The organism is Oryzisolibacter sp. LB2S (assembly GCF_040732315.1).
Classification (GTDB): Bacteria; Pseudomonadota; Gammaproteobacteria; order Burkholderiales; family Burkholderiaceae_C; genus Alicycliphilus; species Alicycliphilus soli.
The window spans coordinates 119,434-137,763 of sequence record NZ_CP160388.1; the positions used below are offsets into that span (position 1 = coordinate 119,434).

An 18,330-nucleotide genomic window follows, 5' to 3' on the forward strand; every position below is an offset into this window, starting at 1 on the left:
AGCGAACAAATGGGGATGTTTCAATGGAGCGAGCGCCCGGCACAGGCGCTGGCAAACGGGGGGGTGATAGGCCCCGAGGAGCGCCTGCCCTGGGGGCAGACGGGGCTCATGGGCATACAGCATGTGATCGCCATGTTTGGCTCCACGGTGCTGGCGCCCATCCTCATGGGCTTTGACCCGAATCTCGCGGTGTTCATGAGCGGCATAGGCACGCTCATCTTCTTTTTGATCACCGGCGGCCGCGTGCCGAGCTACTTGGGCTCGTCGTTCGCCTTCATCGGCGTGGTGATCGCGGCCACGGCCTATGCGGGCAAGGGGGCCAACGCCAACATCGGCGTGGCGCTGGGCGGCATCATCGCCTGCGGCGCCGTGTACGCGGCCGTGGGCGTCATCGTGCACCTGGTCGGCACGGGCTGGATAGAGCGCTTCATGCCTCCCGTGGTCACGGGTGCGGTGGTGGCGGTGATCGGCCTGAACCTGGCGGCGATACCGATCAAGAACATGGCTGCGAACAACTTCGAGGCCTGGATGCAGGCGCTGACCTTCGTCTGCGTGGCCCTGGTGGCCGTGTTCACCCGCGGCATGGTGCAGCGCCTCTTGATCCTCGTCGGCCTGCTGGCCGCCAGCGTGCTCTACGCCGTGTTCACCAACGGCATGGGGCTCGGAAAGCCGGTGGATCTGTCGGGCGTGGCGGCCGCGCCCTGGTTCGGCGTGCCGCAGTTCCACGCGCCGGTGTTCAGCGCGCCGGCCATGCTGCTCATCGTGCCGGTGGTCATCATCCTCGTCGCCGAGAACCTGGGCCACATCAAGGCCGTCACCGCCATGACCGGCCGCAACCTCGACCAGTACATGGGCCGCGCCTTCATCGGCGACGGCATTGCCACCATGGTTTCGGGCGCGGCCGGCGGCACGGGCGTGACGACCTACGCCGAGAACATCGGCGTGATGGCCGCCACGCGCATCTACTCCACGGCGGTGTTTCTGGTGGCCGCGGGCATTGCCGTGCTGCTGGGCTTTTCACCGAAGTTCGGCGCGCTCATCCAGGCGATTCCGCTGCCCGTGATGGGTGGCGTGTCCATCGTGGTGTTCGGCCTGATCGCGATTGCCGGCGCCAAGATCTGGGTGGACAACCGCGTGGACTTCTCGCAGAACAAGAACCTCATCGTGGCCGCCATCACGCTCATCCTGGGCACGGGCGAGTTCACGCTCAAGTTCGGCGACTTTGCCCTGGGCGGTATAGGCACGGCGACCTTTGGCGCCATCGTGCTCTACGCGCTGCTCAACCGCGACGCAGGCGGTCGGGCGGCCTGATCGTCAGGCACTGCGAAAACAATAGCTGCCTGCGCTTTATGGACAGGCGTTAGAGGCCATTTTGATGCTGAATCAGCGCCGCAGCAGCGACCAGACCAGCTCCACGCCCGCCGTCACCAGGTCGAACTGCAGGCCGGTGCGGCCCTCGACGCGTTCGCGCTGGCGTTCGCGTTCCTCGCGCGCGTTCATGCGCTCGAGCGCCACCAGCGCGTCGGCCAGCTTGTCGGGGCTGCGCTGCTCGCGCGCGGAGTCCATCATCGCGCCGTAGCGCTGCAGCGCGCGTTCCACGGCCTGCGGGTCGAGCAGCGACAGGGCCGAGCGGCACCAGGGGCAGGCATGCTCATGGCGGATGTCGACGCTGCCGCCGCATTGCGTGCAGGCGATGGTGCCCACGCGTTGCGCCAGGGCCTCGCGCTCGCTCTGGCTCAGGTGGCGCACAAAGCCCTTTTCGACCATGAAGGAGCCAAAGGTGGAAAAGCGCCCGTGGCGCGCCGCGCAGCGGTAGGTGACGTAGCGCCCGCCCTGGGCGATGTCGTAGCCCTTGACCAGGTCCTTGGTGCAGCGCGGGCAGGCCAGGCGCGTGGCGAGCGGCTGGTGGGCGTCGCCGTGATGGTCGTGCAGCAGCTCGAACAACTGCAGCACGGCGGCCGGCGCGAGCCGCGTGTTCTCGCTCGGGTCGAACCACAGGCCCTGGCAGGCAAAGCACAGATCCAGCTCCACGGCGCGCCCGTCGCTGGCGTCCAAGCGCGTGATGTGCATGGGCTGGCGGCAGGAGGGGCAGGGCGTCTGATGTGGCATGCGGGCCATCCTAATCTGTTTCGATCTAGGGTAAACCCTAGGAATTAAAGCAAGGGTTTACCCTTGTGCGGCGCTAAGATGCCGCGCGTTTTTTTGCGTCTGTAGGAGTTTGTAGTGTCCACTTCCCGCATCCAGCACGCCGGCCTGCGCGGCAAACTGATGAGCGCCGCCGAGGCGGCCGCGCTGATCGCCCCCGGCCACACCGTGGGCATGAGCGGCTTTACCGGATCGGGCCACCCCAAGGCCGTGCCGCAGGCGCTGGCCGCGCGCATCGAGGCCGCGCATGCACAGGGGCAGCCGTTCCAGATCAACCTGTGGACCGGCGCCTCCACCTCGCCCGAGCTCGACGGCCTGCTGGCCAAGGTGGGCGGGCTGCGTCAGCGCCTGCCGTTCCAGTCCGACCCGGCCTGCCGCGAGCGCATCAACGGCGGCGAGATCGACTATGTGGACCTCCACCTCTCGCATGTGGCCCAGCATGCCTGGTTCGGCTTCTTCGGCCGCATGGACGTGGCCGTGATCGAGGTGCTGGGCATCCTGCCCGACGGGCGCCTGATCCCCTCGGCCGCCGTGGGCAACAACAAGACCTGGCTGGAGATTGCCGACAAGGTCATCCTGGAGGTCAACGGCCAGCTTCCCGCCGAGATGGAGGGCATGCATGACATCTACTACGGCACGGCCATCCCGCCGCGGCGCCAGCCCATCGCCATGACGCAGGCCACCGAGCGCATCGGCGAGCCCTATCTGCGCGTCGATCCGGCCAAGGTGGTGGCCGTGGTCGAGACGCACGCGAGCGACCGCAACACGCCGTTTGCCAGGCCCGACGCCGTGTCCCAGCAGATCGCGGGCCACATCATCGAATTCCTCACGCACGAGGTGAAGATGGGCCGCCTGCCCAAGGACATGCTGCCGCTGCAGTCGGGCGTGGGCAATGTGGCCAATGCCGTGCTGGCCGGGCTGCTCGATGGCCCGTTCGACGACCTGCTGGGCTTTACCGAGGTGCTGCAGGACGGCATGCTGGAACTGCTCAAGCGCGGCAAGATGCGCGCCGCCTCATCCACGGCGATCTCGCTGTCGGGCGACGCCATGCGCGAGTTCACCGAGAACATTGACTTCTACCGCGAGCGCATCGTGCTGCGCCCGCAGGAGATCAGCAACCACCCCGAGCTGGTGCGCCGCCTGGGCGTGATCGCCATGAACGCGATGATCGAGGCCGACATCTACGGCAACGTCAACTCCACGCATGTCATGGGCTCGGCCATGATGAACGGCATCGGCGGCTCGGGCGACTTCGCGCGCAACGGCTATCTGTCGTTCTTCGTCACGCCCTCGGTGGCCAAGGGCGGCGCCGTCAGCTGCATCGTGCCCATGGTCTCGCACGTGGACCACACCGAGCACGACACGCAGATCATCGTCACCGAGCAGGGCCTGGCCGACCTGCGCGGTCTGTCGCCGCGCAAACGCGCGCAGCTGATCATCGACCGCTGCGCCCACCCCGAATGGCGTCCGCTGCTGCAGGACTACTTCGACCGCGCCCAGCGCCAGGGCGCAAGGCACACGCCGCACCTGCTGGGCGAGGCATTGAGCTGGCACCAGCGCTGCCTGGAGACGGGCAGCATGCGCCCCCTGGAGACCGTGTGCCTGTGAGCCGGCAGGGCCGCGGCCGCCCACGGCGTGTCGGCGCCGGTGGGCCTCAGCCGATGAAACGGCCCGCGGCGCCGAGTACGCCGAGCTCGACGTAGCGCGAGCCCACGAACGGCGGCTGAGCGCCGAAGCCGACCTTGAAGCCGCCCACATCCATGTCGCGTATGCCCGCCAGGGCGCTGCGCAGCCGGGCCGGCGTCGGGTCCTTGCCGGCGCGCTCCAGCCCTTCGAGCAGTACGCGGGCGTTGATGTAGGCCTCGAGGCTGCCCTGGGTGTAGCCCTGAAAGCCGCCGGCGCGCATGGCGGCCTGGTACTCGCGCACCACGGCCAGCTTGGTGCTGGCCGGGTCCGGCACCACCATGGTCAGCGCCAGCCCGCGCGCGTCCTCACCCAGCCCGGCCAGGCTGGAGCTCGGCAGGCTCACGCTCAGCCCCGCCATGAGCAGGCCGGGCGAATCCTTCTTCAGCCCGTGCACCAGGCCCACTGAAACGGTGCCGGCGGTGGCCAGCAGCACCGCCGCGGGCCGCGCCTTGGCCACGGCGGCCAGCACTTGGGCCAGGTTCTTGCCGTCGGTGGCCAGCGCCGTCTGCACCGCGGGCTGCATGCCCTTGGCGGCCAGCGCCCTGGTGCCCACCTCCAGCATCTCGCGGCCGTAGCCGTTGTCCAGGTAGACGATGCCAATGCCCTTGAGGCCCATGTCCGTCAGGCGATTGACCAGGCGCAGCATCTCGTCGCCGTAGCTGGCGCGCACATGGAACACGCTGCGCGCGTTCTTGCGCAGCGACGTGGCCCCGGTGATGGGGGCCACATGCGGCAGGCCGGCCTCCTCCACGAGTGGCAGGGTCTCGGTGTTGTTCGGCGTGCCCACGCAGGACAGCAGCGCCAGCGCGCCGCCTTCGGCAATGAACTTGCGCACGTTGGTCACGCTGCGCTCGGGCTGGTAGCCATCGTCCAGGATGTTGAGCTGCACGCTGCGCCCGTGCACCCCGCCGCGCGCATTGGCCTCGGCGAACGCGGCGCCCGCACCGGTCTGAATGTCCTTGCCGAAGTCCACCAGGGGGCCGCTCAGCGGCGCCGAGCAGCCGATGGTGATGGTGCGGGCACTCACGCCCGGCGCCTCGTTGGCCAGGGCCTGGCCGGTGAACAGGGGCGTGGTTGCCGCCAGCAGCGCGGCGCGTCCGGCATGATGAACGAATTGACGACGTTGCATGAAGACTTGTCTCGTTGGATGTGAAAGGTCAACTGTCGCTGAGCCTGTCGCCACGGGCCGTACCCGAGGCGACAGCGCCGCCCGCGCAGACTGGATAAGCTCGACGCCATCCGGGATGCAGGGCTGCGGGGCATTCTAGTGTGCGCATGGCCCGCTTCATGCGCCCGCGCAGGCCCGGGAAAGCCACCCAAACGCTCCCTTTTCTGCCTATTGAACTGCCTATTGAATGGAGTACGCCATGTCCCTTTGGAAAAAGCCGATCTCGCTGGAACTGCTCACCCAGACCAATGCCAACACCGCAGGCTCGCACCTGGGCATAGAGTTCACCGAGGTGGGCGAGGACTATCTGCGCGCTCGCGTGCCCGTGGACGAGCGCACGCGCCAGCCCTTCGGCATCCTGCACGGCGGCGTGAGCGTGGTGCTGGCCGAGACGCTGGGCTCCATCGGCACCTACTTCGCCTGCCCCGAGGGGCATCGCGGCGTGGGCCTGGACATCAACGCCAACCACATCCGCGCCGTCAGCAGCGGCTGGGTGACGGGCACGGCGCGGCCCGTGCACGTGGGCCGCACCACCCAGGTGTGGCAGATCGACATGGTGAACGACGCGGGGCAGATCACCTGCGTTTCGCGCATCACCATGGCGGTGCTGGCCAACTCGTAACGCAAGTGCGGTGCTCAGCCCAGGGGCAGCGCCTCGTGCGTCTGCCGTGGGCCGAACCACACGACCTGGTTGCGGCCGCCGGTCTTGGCCGCATACAAGGCCATGTCGGCACGGTGCAGCCACTTGGCGACCGACTCGCCCCTTTGCAGTTGGGCCGCGCCTATGGAGACCGTCAAACCAACGGCCACGCCATTCGACAGCAACAGCGGCGTGCCCGCAATCTCGGCGCGCAGGCGCTCCAGCGCGCCGGCACCGTCCTCCATCGTGGCCTGGGTCATGAGCAGCACGAATTCCTCGCCGCCCCAGCGTGCCAGGACGTCGCCGCTGCGAATGCATGCGCTGACACGCTCGGCAAAGACGCACAGCACCTCATCGCCCGCGGCATGGCCATGGCTGTCGTTGATGGTCTTGAAGTGGTCCAGGTCCAGCTGGGCGATCAGCAGCGGCGGCTCGTCACGCTCGCTGCGTTGAACGCGGCCTGCTTCGCGCACCATGATGTCCTGCATGTAGCGCCGGTTGGGCAGGCCGGTGAGCGCGTCGCGCATCGCCAGGTCGCGCTCGCGTTCGACCGACAGCTTCTGCAGCCGCAGCTTTTCGCGCGCGGCGGAGATGCGCATGTTCAGCAGGGTGCTGCAGGCCATGACCACGAAGACCATGATCATGGTCGCCGCCGACATGCGCGGCGACTGCGCACCCGCGCCCGGCCACCAGTGCACCGCGGCCACAGCCAGCGCAAAAACCGTGAGGCCATACAGCATGACCGACAGCATCTGCCTGCGCGTCAGCCCAAAGGAGCCAAATACCAGGATCACCGCAATGATCGGCAGCACGATGTCTCGCGCGGGACCGGCGATGACATAGGCGACCGCGGTGCAGGTGATGGACGAGATGATCTGGAACAGCGTCATCGCCGGGTCGCGCCAGCGCTGGCTGTAGCCGCTGCGGATCAGCGCGTACACCATCACCAGGCCGATGCAGCACACCAGGCTCCACCACTGCACCCAGACAAACCGCGTCGTGTCCGGCGCGGTGACCAGCTGCATGACTGCGATGCTGCACAGCATCAACAGCGCGGCCATGCCGGTCATGGTAAGGCGGATGCGCTGGTGCGGATCGCGGGTGAGCAAGGCCGTCAGCACGCGCTGCAAGCGGCGGGTGTGTCGTGACGTCTGCTGGGGCATCCATCTCCCTTCCAATAGGCAACTGCAATGCTGTGCGGCAGCATGGTCTTCATGCCGAAGCCGACCAGGTCCTTGGTGCGCAACGGGCCGCCAGCCCTTGTCAGGGCCGTGCCATTGCGCTCGGCCAAGGCGATGTAATAGTTTGCAACATATTGGCGTGCAACCCGTGGCGCCGGGCGCGCGGAGGGTGTCCAGCCGTGTCGCGTGGGAGACGTTGTCGTGCGCCAGAAAAGGCTAGGCGAACGGCCTGCGGCCCCCGAGCGCAGGGACGGCGTGATGACCCGGCACATGACAGGCGCATCGCATGTGCAATCTGCCGGGATGCCGCCTGCCTAAAAGGAAAAACGACGCCAGCGCTTATTCTGAAAGCGTGATCAGCTATCTATTTGATAGTCATCCGCCTGTCGCGCCAGGCGCTCGCTCTTCCAGTACACCTCGCTGCCGCCGTCCATGCGGTTGAGCACGCGCGCGAGCACGAACAGCAGGTCGGACAGGCGGTTGAGGTACTGGCGCGGCGCGGGGCGCATGGCCTCGCCCTGCTGAAGCGCCACCACGGAGCGCTCGGCGCGCCGCGCCACGGTGCGGCACACATGGGCCTGGCAAGCCGCGCGCGTGCCCGCGGGCAGGATGAATTCCTGCAGCCGCGGCAGCTCGGCGTTGTAGCGCGCGAGCGCCTGGTCCAGCTGCAGCAGGCCGTCGTCCTTGAGCAGTTCGTAGCCTGGCATGCACAGCTCGCCGCCCAGGTTGAACAGCTGGTGCTGAATGTCGATAAGCAGCTCGCGCATGTCCTGCGGCATGGGTTCGCACAGCAGCAGGCCGATGTGGCTGTTGAGCTCGTCCACGTCGCCCATGGCCTGCGGGCGGCCGCTGGCCTTGGACACGCGCGTGTTGTCGCCCAGGCCGGTCGTGCCGTCGTCGCCGGTGCGCGTGGCAATCTGTGTCAGTCGTTTTCCCATCTGCGTTTCTCCTGATCTTGGGCCGGGGCGCCGATTGTGCGCGACATCGGGGTGCGACATCGGGGTGCGACATCGGGGTGCGACATCGGGGTGCGACCTTGTTCACGCCACCCGCATCGCCCGCAGCCTTCTAGAATTACGGCCCCCAGCCCAGGAGAGCCTTATGACCACTGCCACCCCCAGCGCCCCACAACAGACCCGCCCCGTGCCACAGGCGCTGCTCGATGCGCTGGGCGCACGCTTTGGCGCGCAATACTCCAGCGCCCAGGCCGTGCGCGAGCAGCATGGGCGTGACGAGGGCTCGATCAGCGCGCCGCCGCCCGCCGCCGTGGTGTTTGCCGAAAGCACGCAGGATGTGCAGGACGCCGTGCGTCTGGCCGCGCAGCATGGCGTGCCGGTGATCGCCTATGGTGCGGGCTCCTCGCTCGAGGGCCATCTGCTGGCCGTGCAGGGCGGCATCAGCATCGACGTGGGGCGCATGAACCAGGTGCTCAGCATCAATGCCGACGACCTCACCGTGACCGCCCAACCGGGCATCACGCGCAAGCAGCTCAACGAGGCCATCAAGGACAGCGGCCTGTTCTTCCCCATAGACCCCGGCGCCGACGCCAGCATTGGCGGCATGGCGGCCACGCGCGCCTCCGGCACCAACGCCGTGCGCTACGGCACCATGCGCGAGAACGTGCTCGCGCTCGAGGTCGTCACGGCCAGCGGCGAGGTGATCCGCACCGGCACGCGCGCCAAGAAGAGCAGCGCCGGCTACGACCTCACGCGCCTGATGGTGGGCAGCGAGGGCACGCTGGGCATCTTCACCGAGGTCACGCTGCGCCTGTACCCGCTGCCCGAGGCGGTGAGTGCCGCCATCTGCTCCTTCCCGAGCATCGAGGCCGCCGTGCGCACGGTGATCCAGACCATTCAGCTCGGCGTGCCCATCGCGCGCGTGGAGCTCATCGACGCCAACAGCGTGCGCATGGTCAATGCACACAGCAAGCTCACGCTGCGCGAGGAACCGCTGCTGCTCATGGAGTTCCACGGCAGCCCGGCCGGCGTGCGCGAGCAGGCCGAGACGGTGCAGGACATCGCCCAGGAATGGGGTGGTCAGGCCTTCGAATGGGCCAGTACGCCCGAGGAGCGCACGCGCCTGTGGACGGCGCGGCACAACGCCTACTTTGCCGCCGTGCAGAGCCGCCCGGGCTGCCGCGCCATCAGCACCGACACCTGCGTGCCCATCTCGCGCCTGGCCGACTGCCTGCTCGAATCGGTGCAGGAGGCCAACGCCAGCGGCATCCCCTACTTCCTCGTCGGCCATGTGGGCGACGGCAACTTCCACTTCGGCTACCTGATCGACCCCGACGACGCCGACGAGCGCGCACGCGCCGAGGCGCTCAACCACCGGCTGGTCGCGCGCGCGTTGTCCATGGGCGGCACCTGCACGGGCGAGCATGGCGTGGGCATCCACAAGATGGGCTTCCTGCTCGACGAGGCCGGCAGCGGTGCGGTGGACATGATGCGCGCCATCAAGCAGGCGCTCGATCCGCAGAACATCCTCAACCCGGGCAAGATCTTCGCGCTCTGAGCCCGGGCTGGCCCGAAGCCCTCAGGCCGGCGCAATGTCCTCGTAGAAGGCGCGCGCGCGCCATGTCCTTGACCGGCAGCATGGTCGTCACGGCGGCATGGGACAACATGGTCAGTCCTTTCGCTCGATCTGAGGGACGGGCGGCCTGCGCGCGCATGCGTGCCAGGCTGGCCCTGGTCGCAGCTTACGCCCACGGCCGGCGCCTTGCCAGTGCAGTGCTGCGCACACAATGGTTCACATTGCGCGCCAGCGGCTTGCGCTAATCTGGGGCGTTTTTTCAACCTTCAGGACGCACATGAACACCACCGACATCTGGGATTTCCTGACCACCCAGGGCACGGACTTCGCGATCAAGCTGGCCACGGCCATTGCGGCCTGGATCATCGGTCGCTGGCTCATCAACCTGGCCGTCGGCCTGATGGGCAAGCTGCTGCAGCGCGGGGGCAAGATCGACGCCACGCTTGCGCATTACCTCAAGTCCATCACCGGCGTGCTGCTCAACATCGTCCTGATCCTCGCGATCCTGGACATCTTCGGCGTCAAGACCACCTCGTTCGCCGCGCTGCTGGCCGGCGCAGGCCTGGCCATTGGCGCGGCCTGGAGCGGCATGCTGGGCAACTTTGCCGCGGGCGTGTTCATGCAGGTGCTGCGCCCCTACAAGGTGGGCGACTTCATCAGCGCCGGCGGTGTGGTGGGCACGGTGACCGAGCTCGGCCTGTTCGCCACCACGCTGACCACGCCCGACAACGTGATGACCGTGGTCGGCAACGGCAAGATCTTTGGCGACAACATCCAGAACTTCAGCGCCCTGCCCGTGCGCCGCGTGGACTGCGTGGCCAAGGTGGCCAACAGCGTGAACCCGCTGGACGCGATTGCGCGCCTCAAGCCCGTGATCGCCGCGATTCCCAATGTGGCCGCCTCGCCCGCGCCGGACATCGAGATCCTGGAATTCACGCCCGAAGGCCCCAAGCTCTGCGTGCGCCCCTACACCCACACCGACCATTACTGGCAGGTGTACTTCGACACCCACAAGGCCATCGTCGAGACCTTTGGCGCCGCCGGCTACCCCGTGCCCGAGACGCCCATGGCCTACCGCAGCGCCTGACGGGGATGCGGTCGCGGCGTCTTCAGGTCTTCAGACCCAGCCGCCGCGCGAGCTTGTGCAGGTTGCTCGAATCCACCTCGAGCGCGCGCGCGGCCTGGGCCCAGTTGCCCTGGTGGCGGTCCAGCGCGGCCAGCACGGTCTGGCGCTGGCAGGCATCGACGGCCTCGCGCAGCGTGGTGTGGGCCGGCGCGGCATGGGCGTTGGCCGCGGCCGCAGGCGAGGCGCTCACGGCCGGCGCCGCGAGCGCGTCGAGGTCGAGCAGCCCTTCCTCCAGCGTGACGATGGTGTTGCGGTCGGCGCCGCGGCTCAGGGCCTTGAGGGCCGCGCGGCTGATGACATGCTCGAGCTCGCGCACGTTGCCGGGCCAGCTGTAGCGGCGCAGCGCCGCCTGGGCATCGGGTGACAGGCGCAGGCTGCGCAGTCCCAGGCGGGCGCGGTTGAAGTCCAGAAAACGCCCGGCCAGCAGCAGCACGTCGTTGCCGCGCTCGCGCAGCGGCGGGATGGGCACCGGATAGACCGAGAGGCGGTGGTAGAGGTCGGCGCGAAACGCCCCGCTGGCCACCTGTTCGCGCAGGTTGCGGTTGGTTGCGGCGATGACGCGCACGTTCACGCGCCGCGGACGATCGGCGCCCAGGCGCTGGATTTCTCCGTTCTGCAGCGTGCGCAAGAGCTTGGCCTGCACCGACAGCGGCAGCTCGCCCACCTCGTCGAGGAACAGCGTGCCGCCCTCGGCGGCCTCGAAGCGCCCGGGCCGGTCGTTCACCGCGCCCGAGAACGCGCCGCGCACATGGCCGAAGAGCTCGCTCTCGGCCAGAGACTCGGGCAGGGCCGCGCAGTTGACATGCACCAGCGGCTGCTGGTGGCGCGGCGACTGCTGGTGCAGCAGGCGCGCGAACAGCTCCTTGCCCACGCCGGTCTCGCCCAGCAGCAGCACGGGCAGTTCCGACCCGGCGACGATGCCCAGCTCGTGCAGCAGGCGCTTGAGCGCGGGGCTCTCGCCGACGATCTCCAGCTCGCCCGTGCCGCCGCGCTCCGACGATGCCAGCGCGGCGCCGCCTGCGCCCGAGCCCGTGGCCGCCATGCGCAGCGTGCGCAGCTCCTGCTCCAGGCGCGCCACACGGATCACCGCCTCGATGAGCGGCACGCTGTACGCCAGGCGCCGGCGCGCGGACTGGCCAAACGTGCCGGTGGCCAGCGCATCGAGCGTCAGCACGCCCCAGGGGCGGCCGTCCACCTGCAGGCCCACGCCCATGCAGTCGTGCACGGGCAGGGGTTCGCCCACCAGGGTGTCGAGCAGGCCGTCGTAGGGGTCGGGCAGCTGGCTGTCATGCTCGAAGCAGGTCACCTCATGGCGCGCCATGATGGCCGCCAGGCGCGGGTGCTGGCCGACGATGAAGCGCCGGCCCAGCGTGTCGCTGACCAGGCCGTTGACGGCCATGGGGCGCAGGCGCTCGTCCTCCAGGCGCAGCAGCGCCACGGCGCCGCAGTTGAACTGGGCACGCAGCGTGTCCACCAGACGCTGCAGGCGCACGGCCTGGGGCAGCTCCGCGCCGAGGTCGGCACACAAGGCCACCAGCGCCTCCACGAGCTCCGTCTCTTTCGTGGTCATAAAAACCCTGTTTAGGTAATTTTCACCGTTTTTGACTTGGGTTAATTTTACCTATGTCGGTGTAAACCCTTGATTTACTGCGGTGCAACATGCTGGCATCAAGTTTGCGTGAAACAGGGCGTTCATAGTGCAACACGATGGAGGCCCTGCATGGGGAAATACGCCAAGTATTGGTACACGCTCATAGGCGTGTTAATCGTCACCTTCAGCCTATTGGGCTTCTACGGTGCCGAGGTTTATCGCACCGCGCCACCGATTCCGGGGCAGGTGCTGGTTCAGGGCAGCGACAAGCCGCTCTACACCAAGGACAGCATTCTCGATGGCCAAACGGCCTGGCAGTCCACGGGTGGCATGCAGCTGGGCTCCATCCTGGGTCACGGCGCCTATCAGGCCCCCGACTGGACGGCCGACTGGCTGCACCGCGAGCTGACCGCCTGGCTCGAGCTGGCCGCGCAGAAGGACTACGGCAAGGCCTTTGCAGACCTCGACGTGGGCCAGCAGGCGGTGCTGCGTGACCGGCTCAAGACCGAGTACCGCACCAACACCTTCGACAAGGCCACGGACACGGTGACGATCACGCCGCTGCGCGCCCAGGCCATTGCCGAGACGGCCAAGTACTACGACAAGCTGTTTGGCGACGACCCGTCGCTGCGCAAGTCGCGCGAGAGCTTCGCCATGAAGGAGAACACCCTGCCCAGCGCCGAGCGTCGCGCGCAGATGGCCGGCTTCTTCTTCTGGACCGCCTGGGCCGCCGCCACCGAGCGTCCGGCCGATCTGGGCGGCGGCACCGGTGCCACCTACACCAACAACTGGCCGCACGAGCCGCTGATCGGCAACGTGCCCACGGGCGAGAACGTCGTCTGGTCCATCATGAGCGTTGTGGTCATGATGGCCGGCGTGGGCTTCCTCGTGTGGGGCTGGGCCTTCCTGCGCAAGCATGACGAGCAGGACCCGACTCCTCCCGCCCATGACCCGCTGACCCGCGTGGCCCTCACGCCCTCGCAGCGCGCACTGGGCAAGTACCTGTTCCTGGTCGTGGCCCTGTTCTGTGCCCAGGTCTTCCTCGGCGGCTTCACGGCCCACTACACGGTGGAAGGCCAGACCTTCTACGGCGTGGACATTTCGCAGTGGCTGCCCTATTCGCTGGTGCGCACCTGGCACCTGCAGGCGGCGCTGTTCTGGATCGCCACGGGCTTTCTGGCCGCGGGCCTGTTCCTGGCACCCGTCATCAACGGCGGCAAGGACCCCAAGTACCAGAAGCTCGGCGTGGACGTACTGTTCTGGGCGCTGGTCGTGGTCTGCGTGGGCTCGTTCATCGGCAACTACCTGACGATTGCCCATGTCATGCCCCAGGAGTGGAACTTCTGGCTCGGCCACCAGGGCTATGAATATGTCGACCTGGGCCGCCTGTGGCAGATCGGCAAGTTCGCCGGCATCGCCTTCTGGCTGGTGCTGATGGCACGCGCCATCTTCCCCGCACTGCTGGCCCCCAACGGCCAGGACAAGAACCTGCTGGCCCTGCTGACCTCCTCGGTCGTGTGTATCGGCCTGTTCTACGGCACCGGCCTGTTCTACGGCGAGCGCACCCACATCTCGGTGATGGAGTACTGGCGCTGGTGGGTGGTGCACCTGTGGGTGGAGGGCTTCTTTGAAGTGTTCGCCACCACGGCACTGGCCTTCATCTTCTCGACCCTGGGCCTGGTGTCCTATCGCATGGCCACGGCCGCCAGCCTGGCTTCGGCGTCCCTCTTCATGCTGGGCGGCGTGCCCGGCACCTTCCACCACCTGTACTTTGCCGGCACCACCACCCCGGTGATGGCCGTCGGTGCATCCTTCAGCGCGCTCGAAGTGGTGCCGCTGGTGGTGCTGGGCCACGAGGCCTGGGAGCACTGGAGCCTGCAGCACAAGGCAGAGTGGATGCGTCGTCTGCGCTGGCCGCTGATGTGCTTCGTGGCCGTGGCCTTCTGGAACATGCTCGGTGCCGGTGTCTTCGGCTTCATGATCAACCCGCCGATCTCGCTGTACTACATCCAGGGCCTGAACACCACGCCCGTGCACGCCCACGCCGCCCTGTTCGGTGTCTATGGCTTCCTGGCCCTGGGCTTCACGCTGCTGGTGCTGCGCTATGTGCGCCCGAACATGGAATTCAACGAGCGCCTGATGAAGACCGGCTTCTGGTGGCTCAACGCCGGCCTGGTGCTGATGATCGCCACCAGCCTGCTGCCCATCGGCCTGTTCCAGTTCCACGCCAGCGTGACCCACGGCCTGTGGTACGCCCGCAGCGAGGAATTCCTGCAGCAGCCCTTCCTCGAGACGCTGCGCTGGGTGCGCACCTTTGGTGACCTGGTGTTCATCACCGGCGCCCTGTGCGTGAGCTGGCAGGTGGTGAGCGCCGTGCTGTTCGGCAGCCGCGCCCCGGCCGCCCCCAGCACCGGTGCACTGGCCGGCGCACGTCGCTGACGCCGCCATCGATCGTGGGGCCGACCAGGCCTCACGATCGAGCACAGCGATTCAATATTGATAGCTGGCCGCGCTTGCCCATAAAGCGCCGCAGCCAGTTTTGACTCCATCGGCAAGACCCTCAGGGACCGCTTGCCCTTCAGCCGGCTTCACGCCGGCTTTTTTTGTGTCCGGCGATGCGCCCCGGGTTTGCGCCTGATCAAACTACATATGGTGTTCGATATGTATCGTAAACACCATATGTAGTGTTCAAAGGCCGCCATGACCATCAGCCAACCCCTGCTCGCCACCCTGCCGCGCGACGTCATCCAGAGAAACGGCGAGCGTACCGCCTTCGATGCCGCCCGCATCCGCTCCGCCATCGCCCGCGCGGGCAACGCCACGGGCGAGTTCGGCCAGGACGAGGCGCAGCTGCTCACGGCCCAGGCGACCAAGGTGCTGATCCACCGCTTCCGCGGCGAGGCGCCGACCATAGAGCAGATCCAGGACGTGGTCGAGCAGACCCTGATCGCCGCCAACCACCTGGGCACGGCCCGCGCCTACATCGCCTACCGCGAGCGCCACGCCACCCTGCGCGCCGACCGCCAGACCCTGGTGCATGTGGAGAGTTCGATCAACGAATACCTCACGCGCGCCGACTGGCGCGTGAATGCCAACGCCAACCAGGGCTACTCGCTCGGCGGGCTGATCCTCAACGTGGCGGGCAAGGTCACGGCCAACTACTGGCTCTCGCATGTCTATGCGCCCGAGATCGGCGAGGCGCACAGGAGCGGCGACATCCACATCCACGACCTGGACATGCTCAGCGGCTACTGCGCCGGCTGGTCGCTGCGCACGCTGTTGCACGAGGGCCTGAACGGCGTGCCCGGCAAGGTCGAGGCCGGGCCGGCCAAACACATGGGCTCGGCCGTGGGCCAGATCGTCAACTTCCTCGGCACGCTGCAAAACGAATGGGCCGGCGCGCAGGCGTTCTCGTCGTTCGACACCTACATGGCGCCCTTTGTGCGCAAGGACGGCATGGGCTACGCCGCCGTGCGCCAGTGCATGCAGGAGCTGATCTACAACCTCAACGTGCCCTCGCGCTGGGGCACGCAGACGCCGTTCACCAACCTGACCTTCGACTGGACCTGCCCCGAGGACCTGCGCGAACAGGTGCCGGTGATCGGCGGCGAGGAAATGCCCTTCACCTACGGCGAGCTGCAGGCCGAGATGGATCTCATCAACCGCGCCTACATCGACGTCATGACCACGGGCGACGCCAAGGGCCGGGTGTTCACCTTCCCCATCCCCACCTACAACATCACGCCCGACTTTCCCTGGGAGAGCGAGAACGCCGCCGCGCTGTTCGAGATGACGGCCAAGTACGGCCTGCCCTACTTCCAGAACTTCGTGAACTCCGAGCTCTCGCCCAACATGGTGCGCTCCATGTGCTGCCGTCTGCAGCTCGATCTGCGCGAGCTCCTGAAGCGCGGCAACGGCCTGTTCGGCAGCGCCGAGCAGACCGGCAGCCTGGGCGTGGTCACCGTCAACTGCGCGCGCTTAGGGTATCTGCACGCGGGCGACGAGGCCGGCCTGTTCGCGGCCCTGGACCGCCTGCTGGAACTGGGCAAGCAAAGCCTGGAGGTCAAGAGGAAGCTCATCCAGCGCCTCATGGACCAGGGGCTGTTCCCCTACACCAAGCGCTATCTCGGCACGCTGCGCAACCATTTCTCCACCCTGGGCGTGAACGGCATCAACGAGATGGTGCGCAACTTCACGCACGATGCCCACGACATCACGAGCGACTGGGGCCATGCCTTCGCCCTGCGCCTCTTGGACCATGTGCGCGCGCGCATCGTGCAGTTCCAGGAGGAGACCGGCCACCTCTACAACCTCGAGGCCACGCCCGCCGAGGGCACGACCTACCGCTTCGCCAAGGAAGACAAGAAGCGCTGGCCGCAGATTCTGCAGGCCGGCAGCGACGCACAGCCCTACTACACCAACAGCTCGCAGCTGCCCGTGGGCTTTACCGACGACCCCTTCGAGGCCCTGGCGCGCCAGGAGGCCTTGCAGGGCAAATACACCGGCGGCACCGTGCTGCACCTGTACATGGGCGAGCGCATCAGCAGCGGCGCCGCCTGCCGCGAGCTGGTCAAGCGCGCGCTGACCAACTTCCGCCTGCCCTACATCACCGTCACGCCCACCTTCTCCATCTGCCCCACCCACGGCTACCTGGAAGGCGAGCACAAGTTCTGCCCGAAGTGCGACGCGGAGCGCCTGGCAGAAAAGCGCCGTCAACTGCAGGCCGCGTGACCCGGGCCTTTCTCCCTCTCCCCTCGCGGGAGAGGACCGGGGAGAGGGGGCGTGGGTCACGGGCGCTGCGTGTGCATCCCCCCTCTCCCCCGGCCCCTCTCCCACAGGGGGAGAGGGGAGTGAATACAAGGCAAATCGAGCACTAGCGCTTATTCAGCAAACGCAAACAGCTATCAAAATCATAGTTAACCACCACCAAGGAGCTCACCATGACCCATTTCTCCACCCAAGAGACCACCGCCCTGGCCGCCGCCGACGTGCAGCTGCTTGACAGCGAACGCCAGCCCTGCGAGGTCTGGACCCGCGTCATGGGCTACCACCGCCCGGTGGCCAGCTTCAACGTCGGCAAGCAGGGCGAGCACAACGAGCGCCAGTTCTTCAGCGAAGCCAGCCGCTGACATGACGCTGCGCGTCGGTGGCCTGACCCGGCTCACCACCATCGACTTCCCCGGCCGCCTTGCGGCCGTGGTTTTTTGCCAGGGCTGTCCCTGGCGCTGCGGCTACTGCCACAACCCCGAGCTGCTCGACGCTGCGGCGCCCGGCGCCATGGCCTGGGACGCGGTGCTGGACTTTCTGCGCCAGCGCCGCGGCCTGCTTGACGGCGTGGTGTTCTCGGGCGGCGAGCCGCTTGCGCAGTCGGCCCTGCCAGATGCGCTGCAACAGGTGCGGGACATGGGCTTTCATACTGCGCTGCACACCGGCGGCATGTACCCCGAGCGCCTGGCCGCGGCCCTGCCGCTGCTCGACTGGGTGGGGCTGGACATCAAGGCCGTGCCCGCCGACTACGACGCCATCACGCGCACGCCGGGCAGCGGCGCGCGCGCCTGGCAGTCGCTGCGGCTGCTGCTGGCCAGCGGCGTGGCGCACGAATGCCGCACCACCTGGCATGCCGGGCTGTATGGCGTCCCGACCCTGCAGGCGCTGGCCGATCGGCTGGCCGAGGCCGGCGTGGCGCATTGGGCGCTGCAGGAATGCCGCATGCCCGACGCGCCGGCCTGGCCGCTCGCGCCCGCGCAGCTCGCGCAGTGGCGGCAGCGCTTTGCCGGCTTTGTGCTGCGCCGCGGCCTGGCGGGCATGGCTTGACATCTGGTCAGGTTGGGCTGACTATTACCCGGATACCTGACCAGATTGACCAGAAGGAGGCGCCCCATGACCATGGCCGCCAAGACTGCCCAAGCCACCGAAAACGCCCCCGGCACCGACCTGTTCGCCAAGGCCGTGGAAAGCCTGGCGCGCAAGCTCGGCGTGGATGCGAGCGACACGCCCATGCCCATCTCCCGCTTCAAGTCCGACTACAGCGGGCTCCTGCGTGGTGCCCGCAGCGGTCAGTTGCAGCAGATCTCGCGCGGCGGCGAGCGCTATCTGGTGCTGAGCGAGGAGCAGGTCATCGCCATGGAACGCTCGAGCAGCCAGCGCCGTACGCTGGCCGACACGCTGGCCTCGGTGCAGGCCCCGTCGGGCGCGCTCGATACGGCCTCGGTCCTGCTGTCCGGCGAGCGGCACGAACCCTTCACCCTGCCGGGCGCCTGA

General features: G+C 67.7%; 15 protein-coding genes. 10 read left to right on the forward strand and 5 right to left on the reverse strand.

All coding sequences use genetic code 11. The features are described from left to right. Window positions 1-9: 9 nt before the first annotated feature. Window positions 10-1,311 carry a solute carrier family 23 protein gene (locus tag ABUE11_RS00555; protein WP_367067004.1) on the forward strand — a complete coding sequence of 434 codons (1,302 nt, stop codon included), beginning with the start codon at window positions 10-12 and terminating at the stop codon, window positions 1,309-1,311. A 72-nt stretch (window positions 1,312-1,383) separates the two neighbouring features. Here ABUE11_RS00555 and ABUE11_RS00560 read toward each other — a convergent pair whose 3' ends face one another. Then, a complete protein-coding gene (locus ABUE11_RS00560) occupies window positions 1,384-2,109 on the reverse strand; it encodes a zf-TFIIB domain-containing protein (protein WP_367067006.1) in 726 nt (241 codons plus the stop codon). A gap of 159 nt (window positions 2,110-2,268) precedes the next feature. Here ABUE11_RS00560 and ABUE11_RS00565 point away from each other — a divergent pair, with 159 nt between their 5' ends. Beyond that, window positions 2,269-3,753, forward strand: a complete 1,485-nt coding sequence (locus ABUE11_RS00565) for an acetyl-CoA hydrolase/transferase family protein (RefSeq protein WP_367068865.1) — start codon at window positions 2,269-2,271, stop codon at window positions 3,751-3,753. Between the two features lie 46 nt (window positions 3,754-3,799). On the opposite strand, the gene ABUE11_RS00570 is transcribed toward ABUE11_RS00565, so the two are convergent. Further along, window positions 3,800-4,960: an ABC transporter substrate-binding protein gene (locus tag ABUE11_RS00570; RefSeq protein ID WP_367067008.1), complete on the reverse strand. Its 1,161-nt coding sequence runs from the start codon at window positions 4,958-4,960 to the stop codon at window positions 3,800-3,802. A 238-nt stretch (window positions 4,961-5,198) separates the two neighbouring features. Here ABUE11_RS00570 and ABUE11_RS00575 point away from each other — a divergent pair, with 238 nt between their 5' ends. Beyond that, window positions 5,199-5,621, forward strand: coding sequence for a hotdog fold thioesterase (locus ABUE11_RS00575; protein WP_367067009.1), 423 nt, complete (start codon window positions 5,199-5,201; stop codon window positions 5,619-5,621). 14 nt (window positions 5,622-5,635) lie between these two features. Here the strand turns inward: ABUE11_RS00575 and ABUE11_RS00580 are convergent, their stop codons facing one another. Next, on the reverse strand, window positions 5,636-6,802 hold the full coding sequence (locus ABUE11_RS00580; RefSeq protein ID WP_367067010.1) for a diguanylate cyclase: 1,167 nt from the start codon (window positions 6,800-6,802) through the stop codon (window positions 5,636-5,638). Window positions 6,803-7,176: 374 nt separating this feature from the next. After that, window positions 7,177-7,758, reverse strand: a complete 582-nt coding sequence (locus ABUE11_RS00585) for a cob(I)yrinic acid a,c-diamide adenosyltransferase (protein ID WP_367067011.1) — start codon at window positions 7,756-7,758, stop codon at window positions 7,177-7,179. Window positions 7,759-7,921: 163 nt separating this feature from the next. Between ABUE11_RS00585 and ABUE11_RS00590 the strand changes: the two genes are divergently transcribed. Together ABUE11_RS00590 and ABUE11_RS00595 are read left to right on the forward strand one after the other, a co-directional pair. Further along, window positions 7,922-9,334 carry an FAD-linked oxidase C-terminal domain-containing protein gene (locus ABUE11_RS00590; RefSeq protein WP_367067012.1) on the forward strand — a complete coding sequence of 471 codons (1,413 nt, stop codon included), beginning with the start codon at window positions 7,922-7,924 and terminating at the stop codon, window positions 9,332-9,334. A gap of 295 nt (window positions 9,335-9,629) precedes the next feature. Then, entirely contained in the window at window positions 9,630-10,439 is an 810-nt protein-coding gene (locus ABUE11_RS00595; protein ID WP_367067014.1) for a mechanosensitive ion channel family protein, read from the forward strand. Between the two features lie 22 nt (window positions 10,440-10,461). Here ABUE11_RS00595 and norR read toward each other — a convergent pair whose 3' ends face one another. After that, complete coding sequence (gene norR, locus ABUE11_RS00600; protein ID WP_367067015.1) at window positions 10,462-12,048, reverse strand: nitric oxide reductase transcriptional regulator NorR; 1,587 nt, start codon at window positions 12,046-12,048, stop codon at window positions 10,462-10,464. Window positions 12,049-12,198: 150 nt separating this feature from the next. Between norR and ABUE11_RS00605 the strand changes: the two genes are divergently transcribed. From ABUE11_RS00605 to ABUE11_RS00625, 5 genes are all read left to right on the forward strand, one after another. Then, window positions 12,199-14,508, forward strand: coding sequence for a nitric-oxide reductase large subunit (locus ABUE11_RS00605; protein ID WP_367067017.1), 2,310 nt, complete (start codon window positions 12,199-12,201; stop codon window positions 14,506-14,508). Window positions 14,509-14,769: 261 nt separating this feature from the next. Further along, on the forward strand, window positions 14,770-16,800 hold the full coding sequence (locus ABUE11_RS00610) for a ribonucleoside triphosphate reductase (protein WP_367067018.1): 2,031 nt from the start codon (window positions 14,770-14,772) through the stop codon (window positions 16,798-16,800). 209 nt (window positions 16,801-17,009) lie between these two features. Beyond that, a complete protein-coding gene (nrdD, locus tag ABUE11_RS00615) occupies window positions 17,010-17,198 on the forward strand; it encodes an anaerobic ribonucleoside-triphosphate reductase (protein ID WP_367067019.1) in 189 nt (62 codons plus the stop codon). A gap of 1 nt (window position 17,199) precedes the next feature. Further along, complete coding sequence (locus tag ABUE11_RS00620) at window positions 17,200-17,883, forward strand: anaerobic ribonucleoside-triphosphate reductase activating protein (protein WP_367067021.1); 684 nt, start codon at window positions 17,200-17,202, stop codon at window positions 17,881-17,883. A gap of 66 nt (window positions 17,884-17,949) precedes the next feature. Further along, window positions 17,950-18,330, forward strand: a complete 381-nt coding sequence (locus ABUE11_RS00625) for a hypothetical protein (protein ID WP_367067022.1) — start codon at window positions 17,950-17,952, stop codon at window positions 18,328-18,330.

Excerpts from the sequence above, each read along its gene's own strand:
- ABUE11_RS00555 (WP_367067004.1), top strand. The coding sequence starts at position 10 with ATGGGGATGTTTCAATGGAGCGAGCGCCCGGCACAGGCGCTGGCAAAC.
- ABUE11_RS00560 (WP_367067006.1), bottom strand. The coding sequence starts at position 2,109 with ATGCCACATCAGACGCCCTGCCCCTCCTGCCGCCAGCCCATGCACATC.
- ABUE11_RS00565 (WP_367068865.1), top strand. The coding sequence starts at position 2,269 with ATGAGCGCCGCCGAGGCGGCCGCGCTGATCGCCCCCGGCCACACCGTG.
- ABUE11_RS00570 (WP_367067008.1), bottom strand. The coding sequence starts at position 4,960 with ATGCAACGTCGTCAATTCGTTCATCATGCCGGACGCGCCGCGCTGCTG.
- ABUE11_RS00575 (WP_367067009.1), top strand. The coding sequence starts at position 5,199 with ATGTCCCTTTGGAAAAAGCCGATCTCGCTGGAACTGCTCACCCAGACC.
- ABUE11_RS00580 (WP_367067010.1), bottom strand. The coding sequence starts at position 6,802 with ATGCCCCAGCAGACGTCACGACACACCCGCCGCTTGCAGCGCGTGCTG.
- ABUE11_RS00585 (WP_367067011.1), bottom strand. The coding sequence starts at position 7,758 with ATGGGAAAACGACTGACACAGATTGCCACGCGCACCGGCGACGACGGC.
- ABUE11_RS00590 (WP_367067012.1), top strand. The coding sequence starts at position 7,922 with ATGACCACTGCCACCCCCAGCGCCCCACAACAGACCCGCCCCGTGCCA.
- ABUE11_RS00595 (WP_367067014.1), top strand. The coding sequence starts at position 9,630 with ATGAACACCACCGACATCTGGGATTTCCTGACCACCCAGGGCACGGAC.
- norR (WP_367067015.1), bottom strand. The coding sequence starts at position 12,048 with ATGACCACGAAAGAGACGGAGCTCGTGGAGGCGCTGGTGGCCTTGTGT.
- ABUE11_RS00605 (WP_367067017.1), top strand. The coding sequence starts at position 12,199 with ATGGGGAAATACGCCAAGTATTGGTACACGCTCATAGGCGTGTTAATC.
- ABUE11_RS00610 (WP_367067018.1), top strand. The coding sequence starts at position 14,770 with ATGACCATCAGCCAACCCCTGCTCGCCACCCTGCCGCGCGACGTCATC.
- nrdD (WP_367067019.1), top strand. The coding sequence starts at position 17,010 with ATGACCCATTTCTCCACCCAAGAGACCACCGCCCTGGCCGCCGCCGAC.
- ABUE11_RS00620 (WP_367067021.1), top strand. The coding sequence starts at position 17,200 with ATGACGCTGCGCGTCGGTGGCCTGACCCGGCTCACCACCATCGACTTC.
- ABUE11_RS00625 (WP_367067022.1), top strand. The coding sequence starts at position 17,950 with ATGACCATGGCCGCCAAGACTGCCCAAGCCACCGAAAACGCCCCCGGC.